Origin of the sequence: Agrobacterium sp. lyk4-40-TYG-31 (assembly GCF_030209855.1) — a bacterium.
GTDB classification, from domain to species: Bacteria; Pseudomonadota; Alphaproteobacteria; order Rhizobiales; family Rhizobiaceae; genus Agrobacterium; species Agrobacterium vaccinii.
Window position 1 is genome coordinate 299,313 of record NZ_JARVRE010000010.1, and the last position, 25,085, is coordinate 324,397.

General features: G+C 54.3%; 23 protein-coding genes and 2 pseudogenes. 16 read left to right on the forward strand and 9 right to left on the reverse strand.

What is annotated here, in order from left to right:
- Window positions 1-29: 29 nt before the first annotated feature.
- Entirely contained in the window at window positions 30-2,111 is a 2,082-nt protein-coding gene (locus tag QRN55_RS20155) for a TonB-dependent siderophore receptor (RefSeq protein ID WP_233125115.1), read from the reverse strand.
- Window positions 2,112-2,294: 183 nt separating this feature from the next.
- On the opposite strand from QRN55_RS20155, the gene QRN55_RS20160 reads away from it, so the two are divergent.
- The gene (locus tag QRN55_RS20160) at window positions 2,295-3,206 is read left to right on the forward strand and encodes a LysR substrate-binding domain-containing protein (RefSeq protein ID WP_111838872.1); all 912 of its coding nucleotides are present in this window, start codon (window positions 2,295-2,297) and stop codon (window positions 3,204-3,206) included.
- Window positions 3,207-3,495: 289 nt separating this feature from the next.
- On the opposite strand, the pseudogene QRN55_RS20165 reads toward QRN55_RS20160, so the two are convergent.
- Together QRN55_RS20165 and QRN55_RS20170 are read right to left on the reverse strand one after the other, a co-directional pair.
- Window positions 3,496-4,158 (reverse strand): annotated as a pseudogene (locus tag QRN55_RS20165) (flavin reductase family protein).
- A 1-nt stretch (window position 4,159) separates the two neighbouring features.
- Window positions 4,160-4,318, reverse strand: a complete 159-nt coding sequence (locus QRN55_RS20170; RefSeq protein WP_162694418.1) for a hypothetical protein — start codon at window positions 4,316-4,318, stop codon at window positions 4,160-4,162.
- A 96-nt stretch (window positions 4,319-4,414) separates the two neighbouring features.
- On the opposite strand from QRN55_RS20170, the gene QRN55_RS20175 reads away from it, so the two are divergent.
- The 3 genes from QRN55_RS20175 (at window position 4,415) to QRN55_RS20185 (ending at window position 5,725) form a co-directional block, all read left to right on the forward strand.
- Window positions 4,415-4,861, forward strand: coding sequence for a hypothetical protein (locus QRN55_RS20175; protein WP_062450646.1), 447 nt, complete (start codon window positions 4,415-4,417; stop codon window positions 4,859-4,861).
- Between the two features lie 65 nt (window positions 4,862-4,926).
- Window positions 4,927-5,493, forward strand: coding sequence for an OmpA family protein (locus tag QRN55_RS20180; protein ID WP_162237890.1), 567 nt, complete (start codon window positions 4,927-4,929; stop codon window positions 5,491-5,493).
- Window position 5,494: 1 nt separating this feature from the next.
- Window positions 5,495-5,725, forward strand: coding sequence for a hypothetical protein (locus QRN55_RS20185; protein ID WP_062450644.1), 231 nt, complete (start codon window positions 5,495-5,497; stop codon window positions 5,723-5,725).
- Between the two features lie 153 nt (window positions 5,726-5,878).
- Here QRN55_RS20185 and QRN55_RS20190 read toward each other — a convergent pair whose 3' ends face one another.
- Window positions 5,879-6,427: a lipocalin family protein gene (locus QRN55_RS20190; RefSeq protein WP_233125014.1), complete on the reverse strand. Its 549-nt coding sequence runs from the start codon at window positions 6,425-6,427 to the stop codon at window positions 5,879-5,881.
- Window positions 6,428-6,904: 477 nt separating this feature from the next.
- Here QRN55_RS20190 and QRN55_RS20195 point away from each other — a divergent pair.
- A pseudogene (locus tag QRN55_RS20195) lies at window positions 6,905-7,074 on the forward strand (2-thiouracil desulfurase family protein); the annotation flags it as partial.
- A 63-nt stretch (window positions 7,075-7,137) separates the two neighbouring features.
- Here the strand turns inward: QRN55_RS20195 and QRN55_RS20200 are convergent.
- Together QRN55_RS20200 and QRN55_RS20205 are read right to left on the reverse strand one after the other, a co-directional pair.
- On the reverse strand, window positions 7,138-8,970 hold the full coding sequence (locus QRN55_RS20200; protein ID WP_111838593.1) for a methyl-accepting chemotaxis protein: 1,833 nt from the start codon (window positions 8,968-8,970) through the stop codon (window positions 7,138-7,140).
- Between the two features lie 267 nt (window positions 8,971-9,237).
- Window positions 9,238-10,134, reverse strand: coding sequence for a LysR family transcriptional regulator (locus QRN55_RS20205; protein WP_111838873.1), 897 nt, complete (start codon window positions 10,132-10,134; stop codon window positions 9,238-9,240).
- Between the two features lie 104 nt (window positions 10,135-10,238).
- On the opposite strand from QRN55_RS20205, the gene QRN55_RS20210 reads away from it, so the two are divergent.
- The 7 genes from QRN55_RS20210 (at window position 10,239) to QRN55_RS20240 (ending at window position 17,532) form a co-directional block, all read left to right on the forward strand.
- A complete protein-coding gene (locus QRN55_RS20210; protein WP_111838594.1) occupies window positions 10,239-11,321 on the forward strand; it encodes a 4-oxalomesaconate tautomerase in 1,083 nt (360 codons plus the stop codon).
- A gap of 48 nt (window positions 11,322-11,369) precedes the next feature.
- A complete protein-coding gene (locus QRN55_RS20215) occupies window positions 11,370-12,371 on the forward strand; it encodes an ABC transporter substrate-binding protein (RefSeq protein ID WP_162694431.1) in 1,002 nt (333 codons plus the stop codon).
- Window positions 12,372-12,381: 10 nt separating this feature from the next.
- The gene (locus tag QRN55_RS20220) at window positions 12,382-13,203 is read left to right on the forward strand and encodes an ABC transporter ATP-binding protein (protein WP_111838595.1); all 822 of its coding nucleotides are present in this window, start codon (window positions 12,382-12,384) and stop codon (window positions 13,201-13,203) included.
- Complete coding sequence (locus tag QRN55_RS20225; protein WP_111838596.1) at window positions 13,190-13,966, forward strand: ABC transporter permease; 777 nt, start codon at window positions 13,190-13,192, stop codon at window positions 13,964-13,966. Before QRN55_RS20220 ends, QRN55_RS20225 begins: the two co-directional genes overlap by 14 nt.
- On the forward strand, window positions 13,941-15,863 hold the full coding sequence (locus QRN55_RS20230; RefSeq protein ID WP_233125016.1) for a tannase/feruloyl esterase family alpha/beta hydrolase: 1,923 nt from the start codon (window positions 13,941-13,943) through the stop codon (window positions 15,861-15,863). The genes QRN55_RS20225 and QRN55_RS20230 overlap by 26 nt, the downstream gene beginning before the upstream one ends.
- 31 nt (window positions 15,864-15,894) lie before the next feature.
- On the forward strand, window positions 15,895-17,022 hold the full coding sequence (locus tag QRN55_RS20235) for a serine hydrolase domain-containing protein (RefSeq protein ID WP_284778081.1): 1,128 nt from the start codon (window positions 15,895-15,897) through the stop codon (window positions 17,020-17,022).
- Between the two features lie 192 nt (window positions 17,023-17,214).
- Window positions 17,215-17,532, forward strand: coding sequence for a LysR family transcriptional regulator (locus QRN55_RS20240; RefSeq protein ID WP_162694433.1), 318 nt, complete (start codon window positions 17,215-17,217; stop codon window positions 17,530-17,532).
- Between the two features lie 93 nt (window positions 17,533-17,625).
- Here QRN55_RS20240 and QRN55_RS20245 read toward each other — a convergent pair whose 3' ends face one another.
- Entirely contained in the window at window positions 17,626-18,234 is a 609-nt protein-coding gene (locus QRN55_RS20245) for a TetR/AcrR family transcriptional regulator (protein ID WP_111838599.1), read from the reverse strand.
- A gap of 104 nt (window positions 18,235-18,338) precedes the next feature.
- On the opposite strand from QRN55_RS20245, the gene QRN55_RS20250 reads away from it, so the two are divergent.
- The 4 genes from QRN55_RS20250 (at window position 18,339) to QRN55_RS20265 (ending at window position 23,124) form a co-directional block, all read left to right on the forward strand.
- Complete coding sequence (locus tag QRN55_RS20250; RefSeq protein ID WP_111838600.1) at window positions 18,339-19,559, forward strand: MFS transporter; 1,221 nt, start codon at window positions 18,339-18,341, stop codon at window positions 19,557-19,559.
- A 10-nt stretch (window positions 19,560-19,569) separates the two neighbouring features.
- The gene (locus QRN55_RS20255; RefSeq protein ID WP_233125018.1) at window positions 19,570-20,589 is read left to right on the forward strand and encodes a zinc-dependent alcohol dehydrogenase family protein; all 1,020 of its coding nucleotides are present in this window, start codon (window positions 19,570-19,572) and stop codon (window positions 20,587-20,589) included.
- A gap of 280 nt (window positions 20,590-20,869) precedes the next feature.
- Entirely contained in the window at window positions 20,870-21,709 is an 840-nt protein-coding gene (locus tag QRN55_RS20260) for an NADPH-dependent oxidoreductase (protein ID WP_422387374.1), read from the forward strand.
- Between the two features lie 503 nt (window positions 21,710-22,212).
- Window positions 22,213-23,124, forward strand: coding sequence for a LysR substrate-binding domain-containing protein (locus QRN55_RS20265; protein ID WP_111838603.1), 912 nt, complete (start codon window positions 22,213-22,215; stop codon window positions 23,122-23,124).
- An 83-nt stretch (window positions 23,125-23,207) separates the two neighbouring features.
- Here the strand turns inward: QRN55_RS20265 and QRN55_RS20270 are convergent, their stop codons facing one another.
- Together QRN55_RS20270 and QRN55_RS20275 are read right to left on the reverse strand one after the other, a co-directional pair.
- Window positions 23,208-24,488: a TRAP transporter large permease gene (locus QRN55_RS20270; RefSeq protein WP_111838604.1), complete on the reverse strand. Its 1,281-nt coding sequence runs from the start codon at window positions 24,486-24,488 to the stop codon at window positions 23,208-23,210.
- A gap of 4 nt (window positions 24,489-24,492) precedes the next feature.
- Entirely contained in the window at window positions 24,493-25,044 is a 552-nt protein-coding gene (locus tag QRN55_RS20275) for a TRAP transporter small permease (protein WP_111838605.1), read from the reverse strand.
- Window positions 25,045-25,085 lie beyond the last annotated feature (41 nt).

Consider the following 25,085-nt stretch of genomic DNA (forward strand, 5'->3'; position numbering starts at 1 on the left):
ATAAGACAGGAGTGATTGGGACCCTATGATTACCAGGTATAGCTGAGCTTCCCTATGACTGTCCGGCCATCGCCGTAATAGCAGCCGAACGTACTACAACTCGCGACGTACTTTTCATCGCCGATATTCTGGAAGTTCAAGGAACCCTTGAAGTTGTCCCTCTGGTATGTCAACGCCACGTCGAAGAGGGTAACGCCGTCAAGGTCAAAGGTGTTTGCACTGTTGCCAAAGCGTTGGCCCACATAGCGGACGCCTCCACCAATACCGACCCCATTGAGAATGGTGTCTTCCTGGAAGCGATAGTTTATCCACAGGCTCGTCGCATTGCGCGGAACATTTTCGACACGATTGCCATCATCGGCACCTGCTCCAATTCTGGCATCTGTGTAAGTATAAGCCGCCCGCAGATCAAGGCCCTCAATCAGGCTGACGACACCCTCCAACTCGACGCCTCGAACCTGAACCTCACCGATTTGCTCTGTGACGCCATTAACGGTGCGCAGGACGTTAGTTTGGTTTAAATCGAACACCGCCGCAGAAAGGAGACCGTTCCAGTTCTCTGGCTGGTACTTGATCCCAGCTTCCCACTGCTGTCCTTCACTCGGCTTGAAGTCTGCTCCTGCAGAACTGGCGATCGGGTCAAAAGAGGTAGCATAACTAACGTAGGGAGCGATGCCTCCATCGAACAGGTAGCTAAGGCCCGCCCGGCCAGTCAGTTTTTGATCGTCCTGATCGAGGGAACGCGATACGCCCGTCAGACCATTCGTCGTCGAACCTCGCGTTGATGCCCAGTCCTGTCGCAGGCCAAGCGTTGCACGCCAGCTGTCGTAGGCCAACTCATCCTGAACATAGACACCGATTTGCGAAAGGTCGCTCTTAACCGTCGTGTTGAGTGTGGGAGCAAGCAGACCGATTGGCCCACCGTAAATGGGATCGAGAACATCGAGCGGCGTCGCCCGGAAAAATCGCGTCCGGACATCATTGTCGAAATAGCGATAGTCGAAACCAAACAACACCTTATGATCGACTGCTGCGGTCGAGAATTCCGCTGTCAGGTTATTGTCGATGTTGAATGTCTTCAGATTTTCGTCTTGGAAGGTCGCCGTACGGGCAAGCGTTCGACCGTCAGCCCCGAGCCCTGCCGACCCCATACCGAGGGCCTGATATTCCCAGTCGAAATCTGTGTAACGAAAGTTCTGACGAAAGGCCCAGACCTCGTTGAACCGGTGCTCGAACTCATAACCAAAATTCGTGAGCGTCCTGCTGGAGTCATCGAAATTTTTGTCACCGACAAAAAAGTCGCGAGGAAGTTTGAAGTTCGAGTTTCCCAACACGTATTGCGGAGGCAGGCCTGATGGGGTGCTGGGATTGTCGTGTTGAATACTCGTGAGAATCGTCAGCGACGTGTCGTCGTCAGGCTTCCAAGTCAAAGCCGGCGCTATGAAATATCGGTCGTTATCCAGATAATCTGTTTGTGCACCTGAAGTCTTCGCAAGACCTGTCAGGCGATAAGCAAACTCGTCATGGTCGGGGATGACGCCACCAAGGTCAAAAAATCCGCCGTAATTGTCATAGCTACCTATTTGAGTGCCGACTTCACCGAAGTTCTCGAACTGAGGGCGTTTGCTGACTTGGTTGATGATTCCACCTGGGTTGCCCTGTCCGTACATAACCGACGCAGGGCCACGAAGCACGTCGACTCGCTCAAGACCGTAGATTTCTACAGTTGGCGCACCCGCTGTACGCATCAGTTTAAGGCTGTTGAGATATTGAAGCTGTCTACCATCGAACCCGCGAACAATGGGCGAATCAAAGCGAGGATCCGACCCAAACGGCTGACCGACCACACCCGCTGAGTAATTCAGAGCCTCACCCAGGGTTTGAGCTGCTTGTGCCTCGATCTGATCACGGGTCACCACCGATATCGATTGCTGCGTTTCAAGAATAGGCGTTCCGGTCTTTGAAGCCGTTGCGCTGGTTTTTGCGACATATCCGTCAACTGGGCCACGCGGATCCCCCTTCCCTGCTCCCTGTACAACGATCGTCTCGAGCGTCGTGGATTGCTGCTCTTGAGCGCGGGCCACCTCAAAGTGGGAAACGGTCAAGACCATCGATGTCGTTATAATGAGATTGGATCGAAAAAGACGCATGCTGCCCCCGCGCGTATAAACTAGACAAAATTAATCATCTTTCTATCGACACGGGGGTGACAAATCAAATAGATGAAAACGTCTTTTTTCAGAAGACTGACTTCTATTATGGACACCTTGAAGGTATTCGGACGAGGATTTCCAATGAAACAACGCGGTAGGCAGCGCACAACGAATTTCGAGCTTAGGCACTTGCGATATTTTATTGCCGTGGTTGAGGAGCGAAATTTTGAACGGGCGGCGGCTAGGCTTGGGATAGCGCAGCCGGGTTTGAGTCAGCAAATCATTGGACTGGAATCGATCGTGGGGCTTCCCTTGCTCGATCGGTCGAGGCGGTCGGTCAATCTGACCCCGACCGGACAAGCGCTTTATGAAGACGCCGTGAAAATCGTTGCGCAAGCGGACGCGACGTTGGCGCAGCTCAAGCGGGTTGGGCGCGGTGAGACTGGACGGATCACAATCAGCTATGTCGCCTCGGCGGCTTACTCCGGCGTCTTAACGGAGTCGCTTTCGTCGTTCAGACGCGGGTTGCCTGACGTTGAACTCCAATTGGTCGAGATGGAAATGCGTCAGCAGCTTCAGAGGATCAAGGACGGAGAGGTCGACTTCGGCTATATCCGCCCTCCAGCTCCCATCCCCTCAGAACTTAACTCCACGGTCGTTCTACGCGAACCGCTCGTCGTCGCCCTAGCGAGCGGGCATAATCTGGCCGCAAAAAAAGCGGTTCACCTATCGGACTTGCGTTCGGACACATTCATAACACCGCGACAGCCCGTGGATATCGGCTTCCACGCGAACACCTTGGATGCCTGCGGTGAAGCAGGATTCAAACCAAAAATAAACGCCAACGGTCGTGACTTTACGACAATCGCTAGCATGGTTGCAGTGGGGATCGGCATTGCCCTCGTTCCGGAGAGCCTGCAATGCTTGTGCCTTCCAGGCATCCGTTATCTGCAACTGATAGACAACGATGTAATGACGGACCTGGCGGTCGTTTATCGGAAAACTGAGAGCAAACCTGCAGTGAGAGCCTTTATAGCACATCATCGGGGGTAAGGAGCCGAAATGCTTTCGTCCTTGCAAATTCCGGGAAATCCACTCGATCATGGTGTTCCCTAGTGCGTTAGAAGGTCCATAAGCTTTCAATTTGGGCAACGGGCTTTTGTCTGAGAGTCGATTCAGAAAGGCAGATATAGGCATCCAGTTCAGCGATCCATCCAACGCTCTTCGTCACCGCTATCCAAAAAATTTGGAGCCATAGCTCTTGACAGGATTCGAACCGTAACCAGACAAATCTTAGCTCATACAAATCAGATACGTCTCTGATTTTAAAGATTAAGTGACTTCATTCCGCCGCCACCTTCTCATCTGCCTTCCGGCTTTCCCATTCCTGTGGTGTCAGCGTATTGATATCGAACTGATCACGGGTGCGGGTATAAGTGTGCCCACCCATGCGGCCGACGGCATCCATGAGCTGCTGGTCAATGTGCAGATTGGACGCATTCACCGCATCGCTGCGGACGAATACGCCGACGACTTCTCCGAGGATGATTTCGCGGGCCGGGCCGACCTGAAGCGTCGTGTGCCGGCGACATTCCAGGGCAGCGGGGGCGGCGAGGATACGGGGGCTTTTCACCATCTGGCCGGGTGCCGTGGCAAGGCCCGCCTCCTCCATCTCGTCAACTTCGGGGCCAAACTTGATGGCGCAGACTTCGATCTGGTCGACCAGCGCGTTATCGCAGATGTGGACAGTGAATTCGCCGGTCTCGCGGATATTACGGGCGGTGTCCTTGAAGCGCATGTCCGAATAGTTCTAGACGCCGATGGCGACGATTGCCGGGTCGTGGGTCAGGACATTGAAGAAACTAAAGGGACCGGCGTTTGGCTGCTCGTCCTTGTTCACCGTCGTCACCAGTGCGATCGGACGCGGAATGACGGTTCCGATCAGGATTTTGTAGCGTTCGCGTTCGCTGAGTTTTGCGAAATCGAAATGCGAGTGTTCGGTCATATTAGTCCTCGGCAGCGATGCGGTGGGTTTCAAGCGGGGTGTGGCGGGAGAGGTTTTCAAACCCGTCCTTGGTGACGACATACATGTCACCGACATTACAGCCTGCAAACAGAAGATTAGCGGACCAACTGCGTTTGGAAGCGTGCTTACTTTTTGCCACAAATATTTCGATAAAAGATTGAGATGCCTTGTTCAGCACCTTTAAGAGTGGCAGGCATTATTTGATTTGATAATTGACTTTACCCTGGAGGACCTTTTGTTCAGAAATCTGGCTTTCGTTTCGGTGCTTGTTGCAGGTGCAGCCCAAGCTGCAGATCAGACCTACATTGTGACAGGTGGACAAGTGAGTGTTCCAGTGGGCCTTACTGTTCAGGTCAAAACAATCACGGTCAGCGACGCTTCAACGAAGGTACGCTTGCTTGCAAGTTTCGACAGTCATCAAACGCTCTCCGTCAACATGAACGATGGCGAGAATGCCTATCTGTCCTGGGGCGAAGGCGAGCAGGATCGGCTGCATATGCGTCAGATTGCTGATAACAAGTGGATGCGCATCTCCAATGGAAAGACGATGGAAGGTGACCTTGTCTTTCCCGGCGTTTTCCCCCCGGAGGTGAAAAAAGTGTCGCTCGTCTTCAATCCTGGCAAATCCGGTGATGATACGAGCGCACCTGGCGTAACGGTGCCCTTGGAACTGAAACAATGAGATGGGCGATTATTCTGTCGCTTTTTCTCACAAGTCCAGCCGCTGCATCGCAATATTCCATCACCGTGACGTCCACGCCGCCGGACGAGCAGCTATCGAGTTTCCGCGAAATCGAATTCGCTGCTTCCACGTTCAAAGAGCATACCGAGCAGAGTACAGGTTCGTTCTCGTCTGAAACATCATCCTTTGGCCTGAAGGATATGGACGACGAGACGCGATTGAAAACCGAGGACACGCTCGTCAAACTCGGAGCAAGGCAGGTGAATGGCCGCATTCTGGTGAGCCTGCCGAGCGATGTTTTGTTTGATTTCGACAAGTCCAACATCCGACCAGACGCTGAAGCAACTCTCTCGCAACTGTCGGAGGTGTTGATAACAATGCACGACAGTCGCGTTGAAATTACCGGCCACACCGATTCAAAGGGGAGCGATGGATACAACGACAAGCTTTCCATCCGCAGGGCCAATTCGGTAAAGGCGTGGCTCGAAGAAAATGGCGTTACGCAGAAGATGAGCACCGCGGGCAAGGGCGAACGATTTCCTGTGGTTCCAAACCAAACGGCGTCGGGCGCAGACGACCCTGTTGGGCGACAAAAAAACCGTCGTGTAGAATTTGTAATCGGAGGGAATTGATATGGCGCTGGTTGTTTGTCCAGAATGCGAGGGCCGGGTATCTGAAAAGGCGTTCGCCTGCCCTGCCTGCGGTTATCCGATGAGCGGCAAAGATCCTAAAAGCGGCTGGCCGGGCGTTATCGGAGGTATCGCTGGAACCTATATCTCGGCGCAAGCTCTCATCACGATCATCGTCGGATGCGTCATGTTCCTGTCTTTCGCCGCGATCATGATCGCGGCGATCTTGAGTTGATTTCGCGAAATTTACGCTGACAGCCTGCTGGTGACAAGCAGACCTCAGAGCGAAATGCCATCGAGCCCTTCGGGAGTGTCACCGATTGTGCGGAGCTCGTAGCCGGTTCGGCTGGGAGTTTCCACGGGAAAGCGGCGACTATTCATGATGCGTCTAATGCTGCGTCCACCGCAGCATGTCGACATCGTATCCGAGCGCCTTGGCCCTCTCGACGAGCATGTTACGGGCCTTTTGTGTGGGTTTTGGTACCCGCGTCAGAATCCATAAATAACGACCCGAAGGTTCGCCGACTATCGACCAAGAATAGTCGGCGGCGCGATCCAGGATCCAGTAATTCCCGTAAATTGGGCCGAAGAACGATACTTTTAGCTTGGCGTTGCCGCTATCCGGCACAGTTTTTGCCCTGCCTTCGGATTCTTTACGCCTACCGTGTACTCCGCCTTCCAGGCAGGTGTTGAGCACGCGGACCATGCCATCTTTTCGAAGTGAGTAGTCAGCAGTCACGGCCTCGCAATCGCGCTCAAACTGGTTCTCATAGCGCGCCAGCTCGAACCAGTGACCTAGGTATCGGTCGATTTCGACCGGTTTGACTGGCTGAGGCACCGACGGATTGCCTGATGGCCCTACTGGGCTGCACGCAGCCAACACGGCGCCAAACATCGTTATGATTGCGATATTTAGTTTCATGCCGTCAGAATACATTGGGTGACCGAAAGTTCCAGCCGCTCGTTCGCTATGGAGGGCGCGCCCATCCCCGGCTAGCCGTAGAGATCGTACTATCAGAGCCTATCAATTATCAGTGCCGCCAACCGCCGAAGTTTCGCAAGGCCACGTAAAACAACCTTCACCGCCTTGAACCAATACGAATTGTCGGCAACCATGTTTCTTGTATCCGATATGTTGATCGCACCTTGGCGGGATGATACCGACCTAGCGTATCGAGCTTCAATCGCAGAAGAGCTCTTCGGGGTAGCGGGCACATACAACATCAAAGCTGGCGTCAATGTGCGCTAACCGGTTGGAACTTGAGGCTTACGACGGGACATTTGCTGTCACGAGGCTAACCACAAAGTCACTGATCGGCACCAGACGCGAGAGTTTCCGGTGGCGCACCAAGGTAACCGACCTAGTCATGAGGAGATGGCGAACTGGAGCTTGCTTCTCAAGTGATAGCGCCGATCATTGTTGAGCGACGGCAGCCCCTCCTGCGGATCGGTTGCGATCTATGACGGCTCCTTTCAGGCCGCAAACATTCGGGAAACGGCGTCATCGCCGCATTGCTTCAGCAGGCTGGCATCAAGGTCTATTCCGACCACCAGATTGATGAACTCGCCAGCTTTCTCAGCTAAGTCATAAAAAAACGCCGGAGATTTCTCCCCGGCGTTTCTTGTGTTTCATGATGTCGGCGAGGGTCAGCTCGCGCGGCGCATCTCTTGCGCCATGCCGTGCAGGCTTCCGTTCTGGGAGCCGGAGACACGGAATGTGCGGATGAGGTTGAGCAGTTCTTCTGTATCGACGGAGAGCGATTCAGCCGATGCCGTGGTCTCTTCCGCCATGGCGGCATTGTGCTGTGTCGCCAAATCCAGCTGGTTCAGCGATGACGAGATGGAGCGCAAGGTCGTGTCCTGCTCGGAGGCCGAATGCGCGATCTTGCCGACGATGTCGTTTGCCGATTTGATCTGGTCGGAAATGCGTTTCAGCGCTTCGCCGGCCTCGCCAACAAGACGAACGCCGTTTTGCACCTGGCTGGAGGATCGGGCGATCTGGTCCTTGATTTCCTTGGCGGCAGCCGCAGAGCGCTGGGCCAGTTCGCGCACTTCCTGGGCAACCACCGCAAAGCCCTTGCCGGATTCACCGGCACGTGCGGCCTCGACACCGGCATTAAGCGCCAGAAGGTTGGTTTGGAAGGCAATTTCGTCGATCACGCCGATGATCTTGGAGATTTCGGCAGAAGACTGCTCGATGCCGGTCATTGCGCCGATGGCTTCTTCCACCACGCGGTCGCTGCGGGTGGCTTCGGTGCTGACGGCACCCACGCGCTTTGCGGCTTCATGTGCACCGTCTGCTGTCTGGCGCACGGCAACGGTCAATTCGTCGAGGGCGGCAGATGTCTCTTCCAGATTGGCAGCCTGTCGTTCTGTGCGCTGCGAAAGCTCGCTGGACGCCTTGCGGATTTCATCCTTGGAGCCGCCAATGTCGATGCCCTTGGAATTCACGCGCGCCATGGCGGCATCGAGATGCGCCAGCGCTTCGTTGAAGTTGTCGCGCAGATCGGCATAGCGTGTGCCAAGGTCGCGGCAGCGAACGGTAAGATCGCCCTGTGCCAGTTTTTCCAATGCTTCGCCGATGGTGGCCACCACGCGTGCCTGAAGTTCGGCTTCGCCACGCTGGGTGTCCAGGTTGCTCTGACGCTCACTATCCAGCTGGTTCTGCTGCTCTTCCTGACGGAGCTGCATGTCGTGGCGCTCGCGTACCTTTTGCTGAAGTGCTTCTGTGGCCTTCGCCATCATGCCCACTTCGTTCTTCATGTTGGTATGCGGAATAGCCATGGCCACATTCTCGTTGGCTACTTCGCCCAGAGCGTTGTGAATTTCGCTCAGCGGTTTTGTGATTCCACGAATGATAACGATAGCCGCTGCGATTGCGAAAATGAGAATGCCAAAGCCGATGCTGATCGCCTTCCAGATGGCGTTGTTCACTTCGGCCTCAAGGTCGTCCATGTAGAGGCCGGTATTGATGATGACGCCCCAAGGCTTATACTCTGCCGCATAAGCGGTCTTGCGGAAAAATGCGTCCTTGTCGGCACCTGGTTTGCTGGCCATGAAGTCGACGCGCCCGCCGCCCTTTATTGCCAGATCGACCAGCTTTTCACGGTAGAGGTTGCCAGTCGGATCTGGCTTGTTTTTGAAATTCTGACCAATACGCTTGGTGTCGTAATGGAACAACATGTTGATGTCCCGATCATAGGCAAAAAAGTAGCCGTCCGGCTCGTAACGCATGGAAACCAACAGATCAAAGGCCTGCTGGCGGGCCTGTTCCAAGGTCAATTGACCAGCTTTCGCCTTGTCATCGTAAAGTTTCAGAACGGAAATTGCTGTTTCGGTCTCGGTTCGCAACATCTCGTAACGCTGCTGATAAATCGTCTCGGACGAAGACCGGATCTGGAAGAAGGTTGCTATGGAGAAGGCAAGAACCAGACCTCCGACAAGGAGGGCAAGCTGCGTGGAAATCTTGAGACGCTTCATAAGGACCTGCGAAAATGCATCGACTAACCGCCGTCAGCATTCCTCTCGGAACTCCCCCATGACAGCAGGCGGTGCTCCGCCAATGCTTGATGCATCTCAAGCAAATTAGAATATATTTATTAAAAAAAAGGGTACGTGTGTTCGACGTCGTGCTGGATAGGCGAAAATATAAGCTGCGGTTCAGGTTGAGACCTGTCCGGCAATGTATTGTACGAGGTGCTTTGAACCATGGGTTCCTGAGACATCGTTACGGAGTTTACACTCATGCTAAGGGGTTTTCCAAGTTTTCAATAGCATCGCAACAAATTTCTCGGCCGCTGGGGATAGAACGCTGCTTCTTCTTTGGACAATTCCTATAGTTCTCGAGACAACCGGCTCGACGATCGGGCGTGACACCAGAAAAGGGTGATCCTCTTGCGGAGTTGCCAGTCGCGGTAAAACCGAAATCCCAAGACCCGCCTCAACGAGCCCCAGTGAAGTGTTGAGGTGTGTTACCTCATAGGACCAGTTCAGCTTCAGATTGTGTCTGGCGAGAGCGCCATCGAGGAGCGTCCTGTTCCCGCTAGAGCGATCTACGACCACAAGCGGATATTCCTCCAACTGATTCCATTGGATCGTTTCGAATTGGGCGAGCGGATGATCTTTCCTCATAGCGAGAACGAATGGGTCATCGATGAGTGGCTCAAAGGAAAGATCTGGATCTGAGTTTCCCATGAGGTTAATGCCAAACTCCACCTCACCCCGTGCCACTGCTTGAAGACCTTCGTTCGCGGTAAGGTCACGAATTCGAAGGCGAATGTGAGGATATTGTTCGCTGAATGTCCTTATGACGATTGGAAGAAAATAGAAAGCTGCAGTTGGGACACAGGCCATGGTGATCAGCCCGCGCCTTTGCGTGCCATCCTTCATAGCAAACAACGAGCCATCGAACTCTTCGAGCATACGCCGGACGAGCGGCATGACTTCCTGACCCATAGCTGTCGGAGCGACATGACGCGTGGTCCGCTCCAGCAAAGGTGCACCAATGGATTGCTCAAGTTTTTGGATGCGTCGGGTCAGCGCCGGCTGTGAGATGTGTAGAGCATCAGCGGCTCTGTGAAAACTCTCCAACTCAACCACTGCTTGAAAAGCGCGCAAATCGAGAATTTCGCAATTGATGCTCATATCGCAATAAACCTCCAAAACATTGCATTTAACAAATAACGCTGTCTTGCCCATATTGCAACAACCCGATGGATTGATCCATCAAATGCAAGATTGAGGCGAATATGAACGACCTTCAAAAGATACCTTGTGTGCTGATGCGCGGCGGAACATCTCGCGGGCCGTTTTTTCTGGCGTCGGACCTTCCACGCGACCAAGCTGAGAAGGATGCCGCCCTTTTATCGATCATGGGTTCCGGACATCCCCTTCAAATCGATGGCATAGGCGGCGGAAATCCGGTCACCTCAAAGGTCGCGATCATTGGCCCCTCTAAGGTGAAGGGAGCCGATATCGACTACCTTTTTGCCCAGGTTCGCACAGATCGGCAATATGTCGACTACTCGCCCAATTGTGGCAACATGCTTGCTGCCGTAGGACCCTTTGCAATCGAGGCCGGGCTCGTTCAGGGACAGGGCACAGATACACTTGTTCGCATCCACAACGTGAATACCGGCAAGTTGATCGAGGCCAAGGTACCTACCCACGGCAATGAAGTCATCTATCTCGGTGATGCCTCAATTGATGGTGTTCCTGGTTTGGCTGCTCCGATCGCGCTGACTTTCATGGATGCCGCAGGCGCCAAAACCGGCAAGTTGTTGCCCACCGGTAAGCCTGTCGACATCATTGATGGCGTTGCCGTGACGGCAATAGACTGCGCGATGCCCATGGTGCTCATGCGCGCTGCAGATCTGGGCTTGACGGGCTATGAAGATCCTAAAGCGCTGACCGCAAACCATGAATTGATCGAACGGTTAACCCGCATACGCATCAAGGCTGGTGAACTCATGGGTATGGGTGACGTAACCGACATGGTCATCCCCAAGCCAGTTTTGATATCTCCCGCCCGTAAGGGCGGAACCCTATCCGTGCGGTACTTCATGCCCAACGAATGCCACCCTGCACTGGCGACGACCGGCGCGGTCGGCATTGCCACGGCGGCGGTGACGGATGGAACCGTCGTATTTGAAGACACGGATAAACCCGCTGTACCGACCCAGGTTCAGATCGAGCATCCGGCAGGCCGTCTCGATGTTCAACTGGAGATAAGAAACGGTGCAATAACGGCTGGTCTCGTGAGGACGGCCCGCCGACTTTTCGAAGGATACGTTTTCGCAAAGCCGAATACGGCGATTGAAAACGCCGCTTAAACGACGCCAGATAGGCGAATTACTTTAGATAACCGGGAGGAGAACCCTATGCGTAAATACTTGTTAGCAACAGCAGCGCTCTGTGCACTTGCAGCATCCGCAAACGCAGAATCCGTCAGAATGAGTGTCGGATCCTATAATCTCAACAACCTGCCCTTTCCCGTGGCTGCGAGCCTTGGTTACTACAAGGATGAGGGGCTTGATGTAACGACAGAGAACTTTGCCCAAGGTGGTTCCAAGGTTCTACAGGCACTCGTCGCCGGTTCCACAGATGTTGCAGTCGGTTTCTACGATCACACGATCCAGATGCAGTCGCAAAACAAGCACGTTGTCGGCTTCGTGATGCTGGCGCGCAATTCCGGACTGGTTCTTGCCGGGACCAACGATACAGACTTCGACCCCGCAAAGCCCGAGACGATCAAAGGCAAAAAGGTCGGCATCACCTCTCCCGGCTCCTCCTCGGACTTTTTTATTCGCTATTATCTGAAGCAGCACAATCTGAGTGAAGACGATATTTCCATCATTGGCGTCGGTTCTGGCGCAGCAGCCGTGGCCGCTTTGCAGCAGGGGAAAATCGACCTGCTGGTCAACTATGATCCAGCGGCTACGATTGTCGTTGAGCGTGGATTGGGTAAGATTTTGATCGATGCACGCAGCGACCAGGGTGCCAAGGACGTCTACGGCGGCATCTATCCGACGTCCGTTCTTTATGCCACTCAAGACTACATCGACGCACATCCCGAGGTAATTCAGAAAGTGACCAACGCCACCGTCAAGGCGTTGCATTGGATGAAGGCGCATTCAGCCGAAGAGATCGTCGAGAAGCTCCCTGACGACTTCGTATCTGGCGACAAGCAAACTTACATCAAGGCTGTGGAAGCCGCGAAAGCCATCTTCTCGGAAGACGGAAAGTTCGTTCCGGGTGATCTGGAAACACCTTTGATGGTTCTAAAAAGCTTCAACGAGGCGGTCGCGAAGGCCACAATTGATCTCAACACGACCTACACCAACACGTTCGTAGAGGCCACGGCTTCGAAGCCGGCAAACTGAGGGTATGTCAATGTCTTCGACAATCAGAAAGTTAACGCCCGTGGCAGATGTTCAAGCCAAACCGATGGTAACAATTGATGACGTCACGATGGCGTTTGGTTCGTTTGTTGCCGTTCAGGACGTCAATCTTAACGTTGGCGATGGAGAGTTTCTCTCCATTGTCGGGCCGACCGGTTGCGGGAAATCGACGATCCTTAACGCTATAGCCGGTTTGTTGAAGCCAGCGAAAGGCACCGTTGCTATCGACGGCGCAGCTGTCAACGGCGTTCAGAACAACATCGGCTACCTGTTCCAGCAGGACGCTCTTCTTCCGTGGAAAACTGCGTATCAAAATGTCGAGTTAGGGCTCATGTTCAGAGGCGTGCCAGAGGTAGAGCGGCGCGGCAAGGTGCTGGCATGGCTAGAAAAAGTTGGCCTGAAAGGTTTTGAAGCACGCTTTCCTCACCAGCTTTCCGGTGGTCAGCGCAAGCGTGTGCAGATGGCGCAGGCTCTCATCACCGAACCCAAGGTCATCTTGATGGATGAGCCGTTCTCAGCGCTCGACATCCACACCAGACACCTCATGCAGAACGAGCTTTTAAGGCTTTGGCAGGAAGACCGAAGGGCAGTCGTGATGATCACGCATGATCTCGAAGAAGCCATTGCTCTAGGCGATCGCGTCGTCGTGCTCGCAGCCGGTCCGAAGAGCCGTGTTATCGAGAGCTTCCCCGTCGATCTGGAGCGTCCGCGCAACGTGGCGGAAATCAAACTCGATCCAAAATTCATGACTCTGTACCGCGATATTTGGGCATCCCTGCGCGGCGAAGTGGAGAAAAGCTATGCACGCCATTAACATTCGCCTCATTCAGGTCGCGCTTCTCGTTGTCATCCTGGGTGGCTGGCAGCTCGGCGTTTCCACCGGCGTGATAGATCGCTTCTTCTTCCCCGCTCCGTTCGACATCGTAAAACAGGTCATCACCTGGATCGCAGACGCTGGTTTCTACAAGCACGTCGGCATTACACTGAGTGAGACGGTTCTCGGCTATCTCATTGGAACAGGCCTCGGCGTCGCAGCGGGCGTATGGCTTGGACTAAGCCCATTCGTCGCACGCGTGCTGGATCCCTTCATTAAAGCGGTCAACGCAATTCCGCGCGTTGTCCTAGCACCGATCTTCGTCCTATGGCTGGGGTTAGGCCTCTGGTCGAAGGTTGCCCTTGCAGTGACGCTCGTATTCTTCGTGACATTTTTCAACGCCATGCAGGGTGTGAAAGAAGTGAACCCAGTCGTCTTGTCGAACGCTCGCATTCTCGGCGCAAAACGTTCCGACCTTCTGCGCCACGTCTACTTCCCTGCTGCTGCAAGCTGGATCTTGTCCTCGCTTCGCACATCGGTTGGTTTTGCTGTCGTCGGCGCGATCATCGGTGAATATCTCGGTGCATCGGCAGGCCTCGGCTACCTGATTGCTCGCTCGGAAGGTAACTTCGATGCGGTGGGCGTATTTGCAGGTATCATTATCCTGGCAATGTTTGTCCTCGTCATCGATCTCGTGCTCGATTTTGTCGAGAAGAAATTGATAACCTGGAGGCCCAATGCGGGCGAAGAACGGCCAGCATAAGCAAGCGAATTGGCATTTGGAAAGGGGTGGTCGATTGATCGCCCCTTCTTATATTCGTATCCTTGTCGCAACTCAACGACGATATTTAACACCCTCGCCGCACTTAAAAGAACCGAAAGCATGGTCATGCGTCGATCGCAATAATCGTTCTCTTATTTGCATTTCACATAGTGGCGTTTCTTCCGCTACTGTCCTGAAAGAGGATATCCTGCTGGCCTTGGAGTGGCTGAGCAGCTGGGAGGAAAACATGATATTTCTGCATAGGGTAGCATCACTTAGCGTGATGTCGATCTCGCTCGCCTACACTTTCTGCTTACCCGCAAGAGCGGTCGAACAAGACACGTCTACATTGTGTTCCGCGTTGGAGAAAGCAGATATTTCGGCATCCAAAATAAAGCTCCCGACCACGGGCGCGGAAGTGATATCCACTACTCTGATCAAAGCTTCTGATCAATCCAATCAAAACGGCGAATATTGCAAGATCATGGGAAAGACAAAGCCGGTCGATCCAAAAGCACCTGATATCGTCTGGCAGGTCAATCTCCCAACCGCTTGGAATGGCAAGCTGCTGCAATATGGCGGCGGTGGCTATAATGCCAGCGTGCCACCAACGACGGAGAAGACAACACTTGGCCTAGACGTTGCGCCCACTCCGCTAGCGCAAGGATACGTCACATTCGGAAGCGATTCAGGACATCAGGCGCCCAACGCGGATGACGCTTCGTTTGCCAAAAATGACGAAGCTATGCTGAATTACGGCTATATGCACATCCAAAAAACTCTCGATGTCGCCAAGGTTCTCGTCCAAAAAAGATACAACAAGCCGATATCCAGAGTATATTTCCAAGGTGGCTCTACAGGTGGTCGCGAGGGGTTGACGGCGGCATCCCGCTGGCCGGAATCTTATGATGGTATTCTCACGAATTATCCTACGGCCAATTTCGTTGGCCTCAGACTATGGGGCGCAGGCCTTGCACGTGCGGTCTATGATAATAATTCAGCCGGATGGATTCCACCGAAGCTGGTAGAGACGATTTCAAAAGAGGCCTTAAAGTCTTGCGATGGGCTGGATGGTGCCGAAGACGGCATGATCAGCAACATGCAAGCATGCCGCGCTCAGTCAAAAGTCTTGGTCAAGCGCCTCGCCTGCAAAGGTGACACAATTGGAAAGCCCGAAGACTGCCTCACGAAAGCGCAGATCGACCGTACGCTGAATATCTATCACGAGGGCTATTGGCTGCCCTACGAGCTGGCAAACGGCATAGACACCTATCCCGGCTATAACAGCTTGGAAGGCATCATGATGCAACTGGGATCAGAGCCTCAAATCCGTAATCCTCCGGTGTCCGGTCCGAATGCCCATCACTCCAGCCGCTCGTTCGAATTTCTGCAAAATTTCGTTTCGCCTGACCAGCCACTCAATCTTTTATCCTTCGATATCCGCCAACCGGGCAAGCTCAAGAAAAGGATCGTTGAACTTTCGGACATCATCGGCGCGACACGGACCGACTGGTCGGCCTTTAGCGCCCGCGGTGGCAAAATCATTTGGCTTCAGGGCGATGACGATCCGAGCGTAAGTCCCCTCGGCAATGCCAAACTGTTCGAGTCGATCGTCGCAAAAATGGGCAAAGTAAAAGTAAGCGAATTTATGCGATTCTATCTTGTTCCAGGGCTGGCCCATGGAGGCGGTCGCTTCTCACCAACCTGGGACAATCTGACGGCTTTGGATAATTGGGTGGAAAACGACGTTCCGCCTGCACGCCCGATCGTTCTGGATGCCACCAAATCCCCCACGAAGGGACGCACTCGTCCTCTTTGCGAATATCCGTCATGGCCGAAATACAAAGGTGATGGCGACATTGCGATGGCGTCCAGCTTCACCTGCGCAACCAACTGACAACCAATCAATGCCCTACGGGAGGATATCAATGGCCTTTGGTCCTAAACTATCAAGACGCTCTGTTCTTGCAGCATCGGCAGTCTCCACCTTTACGGCTGTCGGCCTGATCAAACAGACAGCATCTGCGGCAGATCCAATCTCATGTGCTAGTCCTTCGTCGGACAAACCATGGAAGACCGTCAAGGACGTTGCATCGGCTGGTTGGTCGCAAGAGAAACTTGCGCAGATGGAAGCGAAACTCTACCCGCTACCCACATCATCGATGATGGTCGTGCAGGGCGGTGAGATCGTTTATCGTTACGGGAATATTTCTGATGTCAGCTACCTTGCGTCAGCCAGAAAAAGCGTCTTGTCGATGTTGTTCGGGCGTTATGTGGATGAAGGCAAAATCGATCTGAACATGACAATAGGAGATGTCGGCATCGAGGAGGATGACGGACTTCTGCCTTTGGAAAAAACCGCAAGAATCAAGGATCTGCTGACATCGAGCTCCGGCGTCTATCATGCGGCGGGTAGTCCCGGTGGTAACGAGAACACGCCGGAACGTGGCACGACCGCGCCAGGCTCCGTCTTTCTGTACAACAATTGGGACTTCAATGTTCTCGGTGCCATTTTCGAAAAACGGACCGGCAAGACAGTTTTCCAGGCGCTGAAGGAAGATATAGCCGAACCGCTGGGCTTTGAGGATTTCGAAATCGATAGACAGCGAATGATGGGCTATGAAAACCAGTCTCGTTACCTCGCCTACCACTTGTTCCTCTCCGCTCGCGACATGGCGCGCCTGGGGCAACTGATGCTCCAAAACGGAAAGTGGCACGGGAAGACGATCGTGCCGGAGACTTGGATCACCGAGAGCACCAAAATGCGGTTTACGCCGGAACAGGCCAAGAGCAAGGAAGGCCTTGGATATGGTTATCTCTGGTGGATACCAACATCCAGCGATCCCGCATTCGAAGGCTCCTACCTGATGAATGGCAATTTTGGGCAGTTCATTCTGTGCCTTCCCGCCATCGACACGGTCATCGTTCATCGCCGCGCCGTCACGGACGAATTTGCAGTCGCCCGAAATCTTGGGAAAACCACCTACGAACCGGCAAAGGTCACCGCTGGCGATTTCCTCAAAATTGCCGAAGCGGTCGTGGCTGCCAGAACATAAGCATGGCTCTGGAACAGGGTTCCGAAACGCGTCCTTTCTGGCGGTCTACCAGTCAGGATGTGCTCCAGTTGCCTGTTCAGTCCCCTGCTGCGGCAGGTTTCGCTTGCGTTTGTGCTCGCAGGCGAGTTCCTGTCTTTTCGGAGTGATCTCACTTGGATCATGGGAAGTTTCAAAAAGGCAGGCAGGGCTCGAATGCAGCGGTTTCAATTGGGGTCGATAGACCTCAACCTTTTAAAGGTCATCTATGCCCTGGTCGTGAAGGGCAATATGACAGCTGCTGGTCAATATATCGGTCTTTACCAGCCTGCAATGAGCCACGCGCTGAAACGCGTGCTCGCCATAACCGGTGACGACCTGTTCAAGAAGACCTCGGGTGGCTTCGTAATGACCCGGTATTGCACAGAGATATTTCCTGTGGTGAGGCGTATCATCGAGGATACGGAACGGTCATGCTGTCGAAGCAAAGCTTTGAGCCTGCGAGGTCCCACCGGGTATTCAGAATTGGAATGAACGACTATTTCTCCGTCGTTCTGATGCCTCGTAAATATCACTGAGTGAAATCCATACCTTAATCAAGGACATATCAATGCCATCGCGGCATCTCTAATCTCTGGCCGCAGCATCCCAGCTTGCCATCGCCGATCTGACGGCGCCACGGATCGATGCGATTGATACGCCATCGCGGGCTTGGATCGAGACGCCGAGCAAGATTGCATCGTAAAGAGAAGCCAAAGAGGAAACATCCGTTGCCGCGCTCAGGGCGCCGCTTGAAACTCCATCAGATATGCAGTCGGCGATCGCTCTTCGGGTTTCTTCGCGGTAACCCGCGGTTAAAGCCTGCAACGTCACGCCCGCCTCTGAGAGGACCGTCGCCGAAAGTGTGACCATGCAGCCGGACGGGTGAGATGTCTCCGTCTGAACAGTCACCGAAGCCAGAAGCGCCCGTTCGAGCCGGTCACGCGCCGGAAGGCTGATGTCGCGAAGAGCTGCCACCACCCCACCATGCTGCTCCAGATACCGTTGCAGGCTTTCACGGAAAAGCAGCTCCTTCGAACCGAAGGCGGCATAGAAACTCGCTGAAGAAATACCACCCATGGCGAGCCGCAACCGGTCCGTCGAGGCTCCCTCATAGCCATGCTGCCAGAACAGATGCATCGCACGCGATACCGCATCGTCGCGATCAAAACGCCTTGGCCTACCGGTTCTCGCCATCCTTGTCCGCCTTCTTCTTATAGAGCGATCATTCCAGATTTGCTTGACAAAGCAAACCCTATAATGCGACTTCCGGAACGATCTACCCATAAATCAGGAAAATCATGGCAGATACATTGGCAGTCCAACGCCGGAAAACGTTTGCGTCGCCGCAGGAGCATCTGCCCGTGGGAGCCTTGCTTGTGCTTGCCATGACGGGATTTACCGCGATTCTGACGGAAACCTTACCCGCTGGCCTTCTGCCGCAGATGGCGGAGGGCCTGAGCGTTTCGCAGTCGCTGGCGGGTCAGACCGTCACTGTTTATGCCGTTGGGTCACTCGTCGCGGCGATCCCGCTGACATTGTGGACGCAGGGCTGGCGACGCAAGCCGGCTTTGCTGCTTGCAATTGCCGGTTTCCTGATTTTCAACACGATCACGGCCTTATCAACGTCCTATGCCATCACACTTGGAGCTCGTTTCTTGGCGGGCATGGCCGCGGGGCTTGGATGGGGTATTGTCTCAGGCTATGCACGGCGAATGGTGATCGAGCCCTTGCAGGGAAAGGCACTGGCGATCGCCATGGCAGGGACGCCGCTGGCGCTCGCTCTCGGAGTTCCTGCTGGTGCCTTCTTCGGCGCCACTGTCGGCTGGAGAGCGGCTTTTCTGTTTATGTCTGCGACGACCCTGCTTTTGTTGGTTTGGGTAATCTGGAAAATGCCTGACTTTCCGGGCCAACCCACTGAGCGGCGGCTATCTCTTACCGGGGTCATGCGGACATCGGGGGTACGAACAGTCCTCACTGTGTTGTTCCTGTGGGTGACGGGGCACAATATTCTCTATACCTACGTCACGCCTTTCGCGGCGCTTTCGGGTCTGGGCGACAACATCGATGTGCTGCTTCTCGCTTTCGGACTGGCGGCAATGGCCGGGATCTGGCTGACTGGCGTGTTGGTCGACCGACTTTTGCGCGCACTGGTTCTCTGCAGCCTCATCGCCTTCTGCGCGACGGCTCTGTCTTTGGCATTATTTGCCACCTCAACACCCATCATGATCGCGGCCATGGTCGTCTGGGGCCTCTCCTTCGGTGGTGTAGCCACGCAGCTACAGACGGCGCTTGCAGATGCGGCTGGAGAAGGTGTTGACCTCGCCAATGCCATGCTCACCACCGTGTGGAACAGCGCGATTGCGGCGGGCGGCCTCGTGGGCGGCATTTTGCTAGACCGCAGCGGTGCGGGTCCCCTCGCATGGGCAGCTTTTCTGCTGGCAGCAGCGGCATTGATAATCGCGACCATCGCTCGCACTTACGCATTCTTACCGGGTCCTCGGACCCACAACCTTTCCTGAGGAATAGTCCATGAAAGCTTACCAGATTGGCGACCAGAATGGTCTCGAATGCCTGACCGCAGTCAACCGTCCAGATCCAGTTGCAGGACCAGGGCAGGTCGTCGTCGCACCACGCCTGATCAGCCTTATCAGCCGCGATGTGCAAATCCTGCGCGGGGTCTACGGACCGCGCCAATCGCCCGATCGCATCCCCATATCGGAAGGCGTCGGTGTCGTTGTCTCTGTTGGGGATGGCGTTGGCAACGTCGCACAAGGTGACCGCGTCGTGTGCGGACATTTCGCGGGATGGATAGACGGTCCGTTCCGCACGGACGTCTTCTCTCACGACATCGGCGTGACGCATGATGGCTGGTTGGCAGAGCGGGTTGTCATTCCAGCCGATGCGCTGATACGCGTCCCCGACGATCTCGACGATACCCGCGTTGCCGGGCTTGCCTCCGTCGGCCTTACCGCATGGAATGCGCTCATTGAGGTTGCTAAGGTGAAGGAAGGCGAACTTGTCGTGTGCCTTGGCACCGGCAGTGTTTCACTCTTCGCGTTGAAACTGGCAAAGGCGCTTGGTGCGCGTGTCGCGATCACCTCTTCCAGCGACGCCAAACTGGCCATCGCACGCGATATGGGCGCCGACATTCTCATCAACTACCACAGCCATCCCGAATGGGCCAACGAACTGATGGCGCAGAACGACGGCGTCGGCGCAAACATCATCATGGAGACCGGTGGTCAGGATACACTGGGACAATCCATCGCGGCTGCCGCTGCCAATACCCGTATCGTCGTTATCGGCGTAACGCCTGGCACCACATCGCCAATTCCGAACTACACCGCCCTTATTCTGCGCAATATCACCATTCGCGGCATCGCCAACGGCAATCGAAGCATGTTCTCCGATCTTCTTGCAGCGATAAAGCGACTTGGAATTGAGACGCTCGTCGATCGCACATTCCCGTTCGACGAGGCAAACGAAGCCTTTGCTTATTATGCCGAAGGAAAGCATATCGGGAGAGTGATGATCTCGGTGCCAAGCTAAAGACCGAAAAAACCGGTCATTAGCTTGTCGGGCGTGCCAGATTGCCGGCAAGGCACATCGGAGCGGTATTGCTGCGTTTTAGATTCAGGTGAGAGTATCTAGACCGGACGCGCGCGTATTGGGAAGGCTGACATATACCATTCACGGAGACACCAATATGAAGCTTAGCGTTTGGTGCCAATCATTCGAGTGGTTTGATCGTTTGATTTTATTGAAATAGAATATGAAGAGGGTATCTCCTTTTATAGCTGCCTGAACTCCCAAGAGGTTTTCGATGACGATGCATTCTTCTGACCTGACCGACGGTGAAGCGCCACAGCAGCGCCTTGCTGCGCGCTATGGAGTGGATCAAGATTTCTCTCTGCCTTTTTGGAACAGTACGATCGATGCTCTGCTAAACCATCGCACTACGCGCGCATATCTACCGAAATCATTGCCCGCGGGTACGATCGAACTCTTAGTGGCAGCGGCCCAATCCGCGCCTACCTCGTCCAATCTTCAAGCCTGGAGTGTCGTTGCGGTTCAGGATAAAGACCGAAAGGCTAGGCTTGCTGGCTATACAGGTGGCAATGCGCATATTCTGGCTGCGCCGCTTTTCCTTGTATGGCTCATTGACCTCAAACGCTTGAGAGCCGTCGCCAAGCAGCATGGCAATGAGGCTGAGGGCCTAGATTATCTGGAAAGTTTCCTGATCGGTGCCATCGATGCGGCTCTCGCGGCCCAGAACGCTGTTGCGGCAATCGATTCACTCGGGCTAGGCTCGTGTTACGTGGGAGGCGTCCGCAACCAGCCAAACGACGTCGCCCGTGAACTTCGATTGCCTGCCGAAATGGTTGCGGTCTTCGGCCTCACCGTCGGATATCCCAACCCTGATGTCATTACCGACGTGAAGCCACGTCTGCCACAATCTACAGTTCTGTTTCATGAGACATATTCAGAGACTTCTCAGATCGATCTGAAAACATATGACGATGTGTTGAGGGAATTTCAGGTCAAACAAAAGATGCCGCAGTCAGGTTGGACAGCGCCAATCGCAAAACGTATTGAGAACGCAGAGGCGCTCAATGGGCGCGCAGCGTTGGCAGCGACTTTGCGCGGGCTGGGCTTCCCTATCAAATAATCGTCCACTGCCCAGAGGTGGAAGTCTGGCGCGAATTGGATTCTAGATATTAGGCCCTGAACTTGTTTTTCAGAACAAGAAAATGCGTGGTACGATCAAAACAATGGCTCGGCAAAAAGGCTACCGTGCCTACGCTATGCAAAGTTTCGTTTGAAGCCCACTAACCGTATGAAGATGTAGCCTATCAGGGTTGTCTGGAGGTTTTCACTCGAGATAGCATACGCTCAGCCTCATGCGTACGTGCGCAAACCAGTGCATCCCAGATTTTCTTTCCGACGTGCCAACGTGCATGGTTCGAATTACGGTTCATTCGATTGCTTTCTTACATGGTTTCTGGGCCTATTAATAAATCAAGTGAGCGGAAAGTTGCAGTCGAAAGCTTGCATCGCTGCATTGCATATTTGCTATGAGGAGTCCTGAATAGGCACGAAAAGGCGGTTCGGATAGTTCGTTCGGCAAAACCTTGCAGCAGATTGCGGCGACCAACAGAGTTCAAGAAAAGCATGCAACTGCCCATTAAATCGATCCTGGTTTTTCATGCTGCGGCACGTGCGGGAAGCATCTCGCGCGCTGCGGAAGAGCTCAGTGTTACATCGTCGGCGGTCAGTCAGCAGATCCAAGTGCTCGAAGGCCAACTCGGCGTGACGCTGCTGACGAAAGCTGGTCGCGGGATTATGTTGACGGAGGCGGGCGAGAGATATTTCTCGATGATTGCCGATCAGATCGAACGGATCGAAGAAGCGACTGGAACCATCAGGGGTTTCCGGTCGGTTACGACGCTGACCGTGCGGGCTACGCCAACTCTGTCCAACAAATGGTTGCTGCCGCGGCTTGGCACCCTGCTCGACACGCACCCCGATCTTGAGCTTCGCCTTGATGGCACAAATGAACCAACAGATTTCAGTCAGGAAGCCGTGGACATCGAAATTCGGCATGGCGACGGACGGTGGCCGGGTCTTTTCGTGGAGGGCATAGTAGACGAGCAGTTTTATCCGGTCTGTTCTCCGCATTATGCAGCGGCTGGCAGCTTGAGCGCGGAAGACCTGCTTGAACATCGCCTGATACATTCCGCCAAATCGCAAGCGCAGTGGAACAGCTGGTTTCCGTTGGCCAACGTCACCGCAAAAGAACGTTGGCGCCGCATTCTTTTCGACCGGAGTCATATGGCCATTGATGCTGCAGTTCGCGGAATGGGCATTGCTCTTGAGAGCAGCCTGATGATGGGAGACGAGATTGAAAGCGGGCGACTTGTCTGCCCCGTCGCATCGCCACCGACCATCAAGATCACGACGCAGTGGATTGTGTGTCCGCGTGACCATCTTCGGCAAAAGAAAGTGCGAATCTTTCTCGACTGGTTGCGGCTTGAACGAGAGACCTGGCAGAAGATCCACCCATCGGGCGCTTTGTCAATTTAAGTAAAGCCCTGAAAGAAAATCGACTTAGGGCCTTTGCGGGATCGTCCGTCTTGGACGATCCCGGCATATTGTCTGCACATACTTCAATACATTCCCAGCAGGCGGATTGGTCCCAGTGTCAAGATCGGGAAAAGCACGAGGGCAAAGATCGCCAGCGTCAGGACCGCCATCGGAGCAAGAGATCCGCGAATGACGTCCTCGACACTCATATTCGCCACCTGGGCTGCCGCAAACAAGCAGACACCCACGGGTGGCGTCACAAGCCCCAGCGTCAGTGTCATGACAGTGACGATAAGGAAATGGATCGGATCGATGCCGAGCGCCTCTACCGGAGGCATCAGCACCGGAATGAGAATGAACATTGCTGGAATAGCTTCCATGAAGATACCGATGATCAGCAGGAAGACAAAAATGACTAGCATGCCAGTCAGAGGGCCCAGATTCATGGCCTGCAGCAGCTCGGCGACCTTTTCCGGCAAACCGTCGTAGGTGAAAACCCATGCTGCAATCTGCGACGTCGCAGCAATAAAAAGGATCGTTCCGGATATCCGTGCGGTCGAGATCAGAATCTCCGGCAATTCTCTGACCGGCAGCGTTCTATAGACCAGGACGCCGAGGATGCCGACATAGACCACTGCGATTGCAGCCGCTTCTGTTGGCGTGAACAGTCCACTGGCGATGCCGATGATCAGAATGAGCGGCGTCAGCATTGGCAGAATGGCACGAAGACCTGTCACAATGACTGTGCGAAGATTGAACGGTGATGGAGGATTGTACCCGTAATGGACGGAGTAGAAGTGGTTGAAGACCATGAAGGCCAAGGCAATGAACAATCCCGGCACCAAACCCGCCACCAAGAGCGTTCCGATGGAAACGTTCGCGATCGAACCCGCAATCACCACCAGGATCGATGGCGGAATGATGGACGACAGCGTCGCCGTACACAGCGTCATGCCAACCGCATAGCCCTTCGGAAAGCCATGCCGTTCCATCGCCTTGATTTCAATCGCACCGACAGAGGCGATATCGGCAACCGATGAGCCGGAAACGCCGGAGAAGATGACCGATGAGATGACGTTGACGTGGCCTAGGCCTCCCGGCAGCCAACCGACCATCGCTTCAGCAAAGTCGAAGATGCGTTCGGCGACACGTCCACGTTCCATCACGGTACCGACAAGAATGAAAAGCGGCACCGCGACCAGAAGAAACGAATTCATCGACGAGAACATCGTCTGCGACAAGAGATCGAGAGGCATCGACGTATAAAACGACAAGGTGGCGACGCTGGCCAGAGCCAAGGCAACAGCCAAGGGAATGCCGAGCATGCTCAGCCCGAAAAATGAGATGAGAAGAAAGACCGACATGGCTTTAATGTCCTGACGTGATGGACACATCGGCATGGGCAATTTCGCCCGCCGGAAGTCCGAGTTCTGGAAGCGCGATCAAGTCGCGACGGCTGCGCAGAGAATCGATGATCGCCAGTATTGCGATGACCGCCGAAACCGGCATCACCATGCCGATAAGCCACATCGGAATAGGTAAGGTCGCAGCCGTTTCGTTCATCATGATCTGCTGACGCATGAGGGTAAATCCGGTCCAGCCCATAAGGCCGAAGAAAAACACGGACGATCCGACATAAAGCGGCACCGCCAGATGCTGGAACAGACGCCGACCCATCACGAGAAAGACGACAACTCGGGCGCTTTCCACCGTGCGGAAACCCGCAGCGAGGCCAAGAAAGACCATCCAGATGAAGAGAAAGCGCGTTGCTTCCTCGGTCCAGGGCAGAGGATGCCCCGACAAGCGGCCGATGACCTGCAACAGGACGACGATCAAGACACCGCCACAGGCGGCGCCAGCTGCAACATCCGCAACAATTTTGACGACGGTGCCAAGCCACGAACTTACGGAACTACGCATGTAAATGTCCTTTCAAAGGAGTACATGAACGGATGAGAACC

Bases quoted from the DNA above. Each gene is read 5' to 3' on its own strand.
- QRN55_RS20200 (WP_111838593.1), bottom strand. From the start codon at position 8,970: ATGAAGCGTCTCAAGATTTCCACGCAGCTTGCCCTCCTTGTCGGAGGT.
- QRN55_RS20265 (WP_111838603.1), top strand. From the start codon at position 22,213: ATGCAACTGCCCATTAAATCGATCCTGGTTTTTCATGCTGCGGCACGT.
- QRN55_RS20235 (WP_284778081.1), top strand. From the start codon at position 15,895: ATGGCCTTTGGTCCTAAACTATCAAGACGCTCTGTTCTTGCAGCATCG.
- QRN55_RS20160 (WP_111838872.1), top strand. From the start codon at position 2,295: ATGAAACAACGCGGTAGGCAGCGCACAACGAATTTCGAGCTTAGGCAC.
- QRN55_RS20270 (WP_111838604.1), bottom strand. From the start codon at position 24,488: ATGTCGGTCTTTCTTCTCATCTCATTTTTCGGGCTGAGCATGCTCGGC.
- QRN55_RS20240 (WP_162694433.1), top strand. From the start codon at position 17,215: ATGCAGCGGTTTCAATTGGGGTCGATAGACCTCAACCTTTTAAAGGTC.
- QRN55_RS20185 (WP_062450644.1), top strand. From the start codon at position 5,495: ATGGCGCTGGTTGTTTGTCCAGAATGCGAGGGCCGGGTATCTGAAAAG.
- QRN55_RS20205 (WP_111838873.1), bottom strand. From the start codon at position 10,134: ATGAGCATCAATTGCGAAATTCTCGATTTGCGCGCTTTTCAAGCAGTG.
- QRN55_RS20260 (WP_422387374.1), top strand. From the start codon at position 20,870: ATGCATTCTTCTGACCTGACCGACGGTGAAGCGCCACAGCAGCGCCTT.
- QRN55_RS20215 (WP_162694431.1), top strand. From the start codon at position 11,370: ATGCGTAAATACTTGTTAGCAACAGCAGCGCTCTGTGCACTTGCAGCA.
- QRN55_RS20250 (WP_111838600.1), top strand. From the start codon at position 18,339: ATGGCAGATACATTGGCAGTCCAACGCCGGAAAACGTTTGCGTCGCCG.
- QRN55_RS20225 (WP_111838596.1), top strand. From the start codon at position 13,190: ATGCACGCCATTAACATTCGCCTCATTCAGGTCGCGCTTCTCGTTGTC.
- QRN55_RS20275 (WP_111838605.1), bottom strand. From the start codon at position 25,044: ATGCGTAGTTCCGTAAGTTCGTGGCTTGGCACCGTCGTCAAAATTGTT.
- QRN55_RS20190 (WP_233125014.1), bottom strand. From the start codon at position 6,427: ATGTATTCTGACGGCATGAAACTAAATATCGCAATCATAACGATGTTT.
- QRN55_RS20230 (WP_233125016.1), top strand. From the start codon at position 13,941: ATGCGGGCGAAGAACGGCCAGCATAAGCAAGCGAATTGGCATTTGGAA.
- QRN55_RS20210 (WP_111838594.1), top strand. From the start codon at position 10,239: ATGAACGACCTTCAAAAGATACCTTGTGTGCTGATGCGCGGCGGAACA.
- QRN55_RS20220 (WP_111838595.1), top strand. From the start codon at position 12,382: ATGTCTTCGACAATCAGAAAGTTAACGCCCGTGGCAGATGTTCAAGCC.
- QRN55_RS20155 (WP_233125115.1), bottom strand. From the start codon at position 2,111: ATGGTCTTGACCGTTTCCCACTTTGAGGTGGCCCGCGCTCAAGAGCAG.
- QRN55_RS20245 (WP_111838599.1), bottom strand. From the start codon at position 18,234: ATGGCGAGAACCGGTAGGCCAAGGCGTTTTGATCGCGACGATGCGGTA.
- QRN55_RS20255 (WP_233125018.1), top strand. From the start codon at position 19,570: ATGAAAGCTTACCAGATTGGCGACCAGAATGGTCTCGAATGCCTGACC.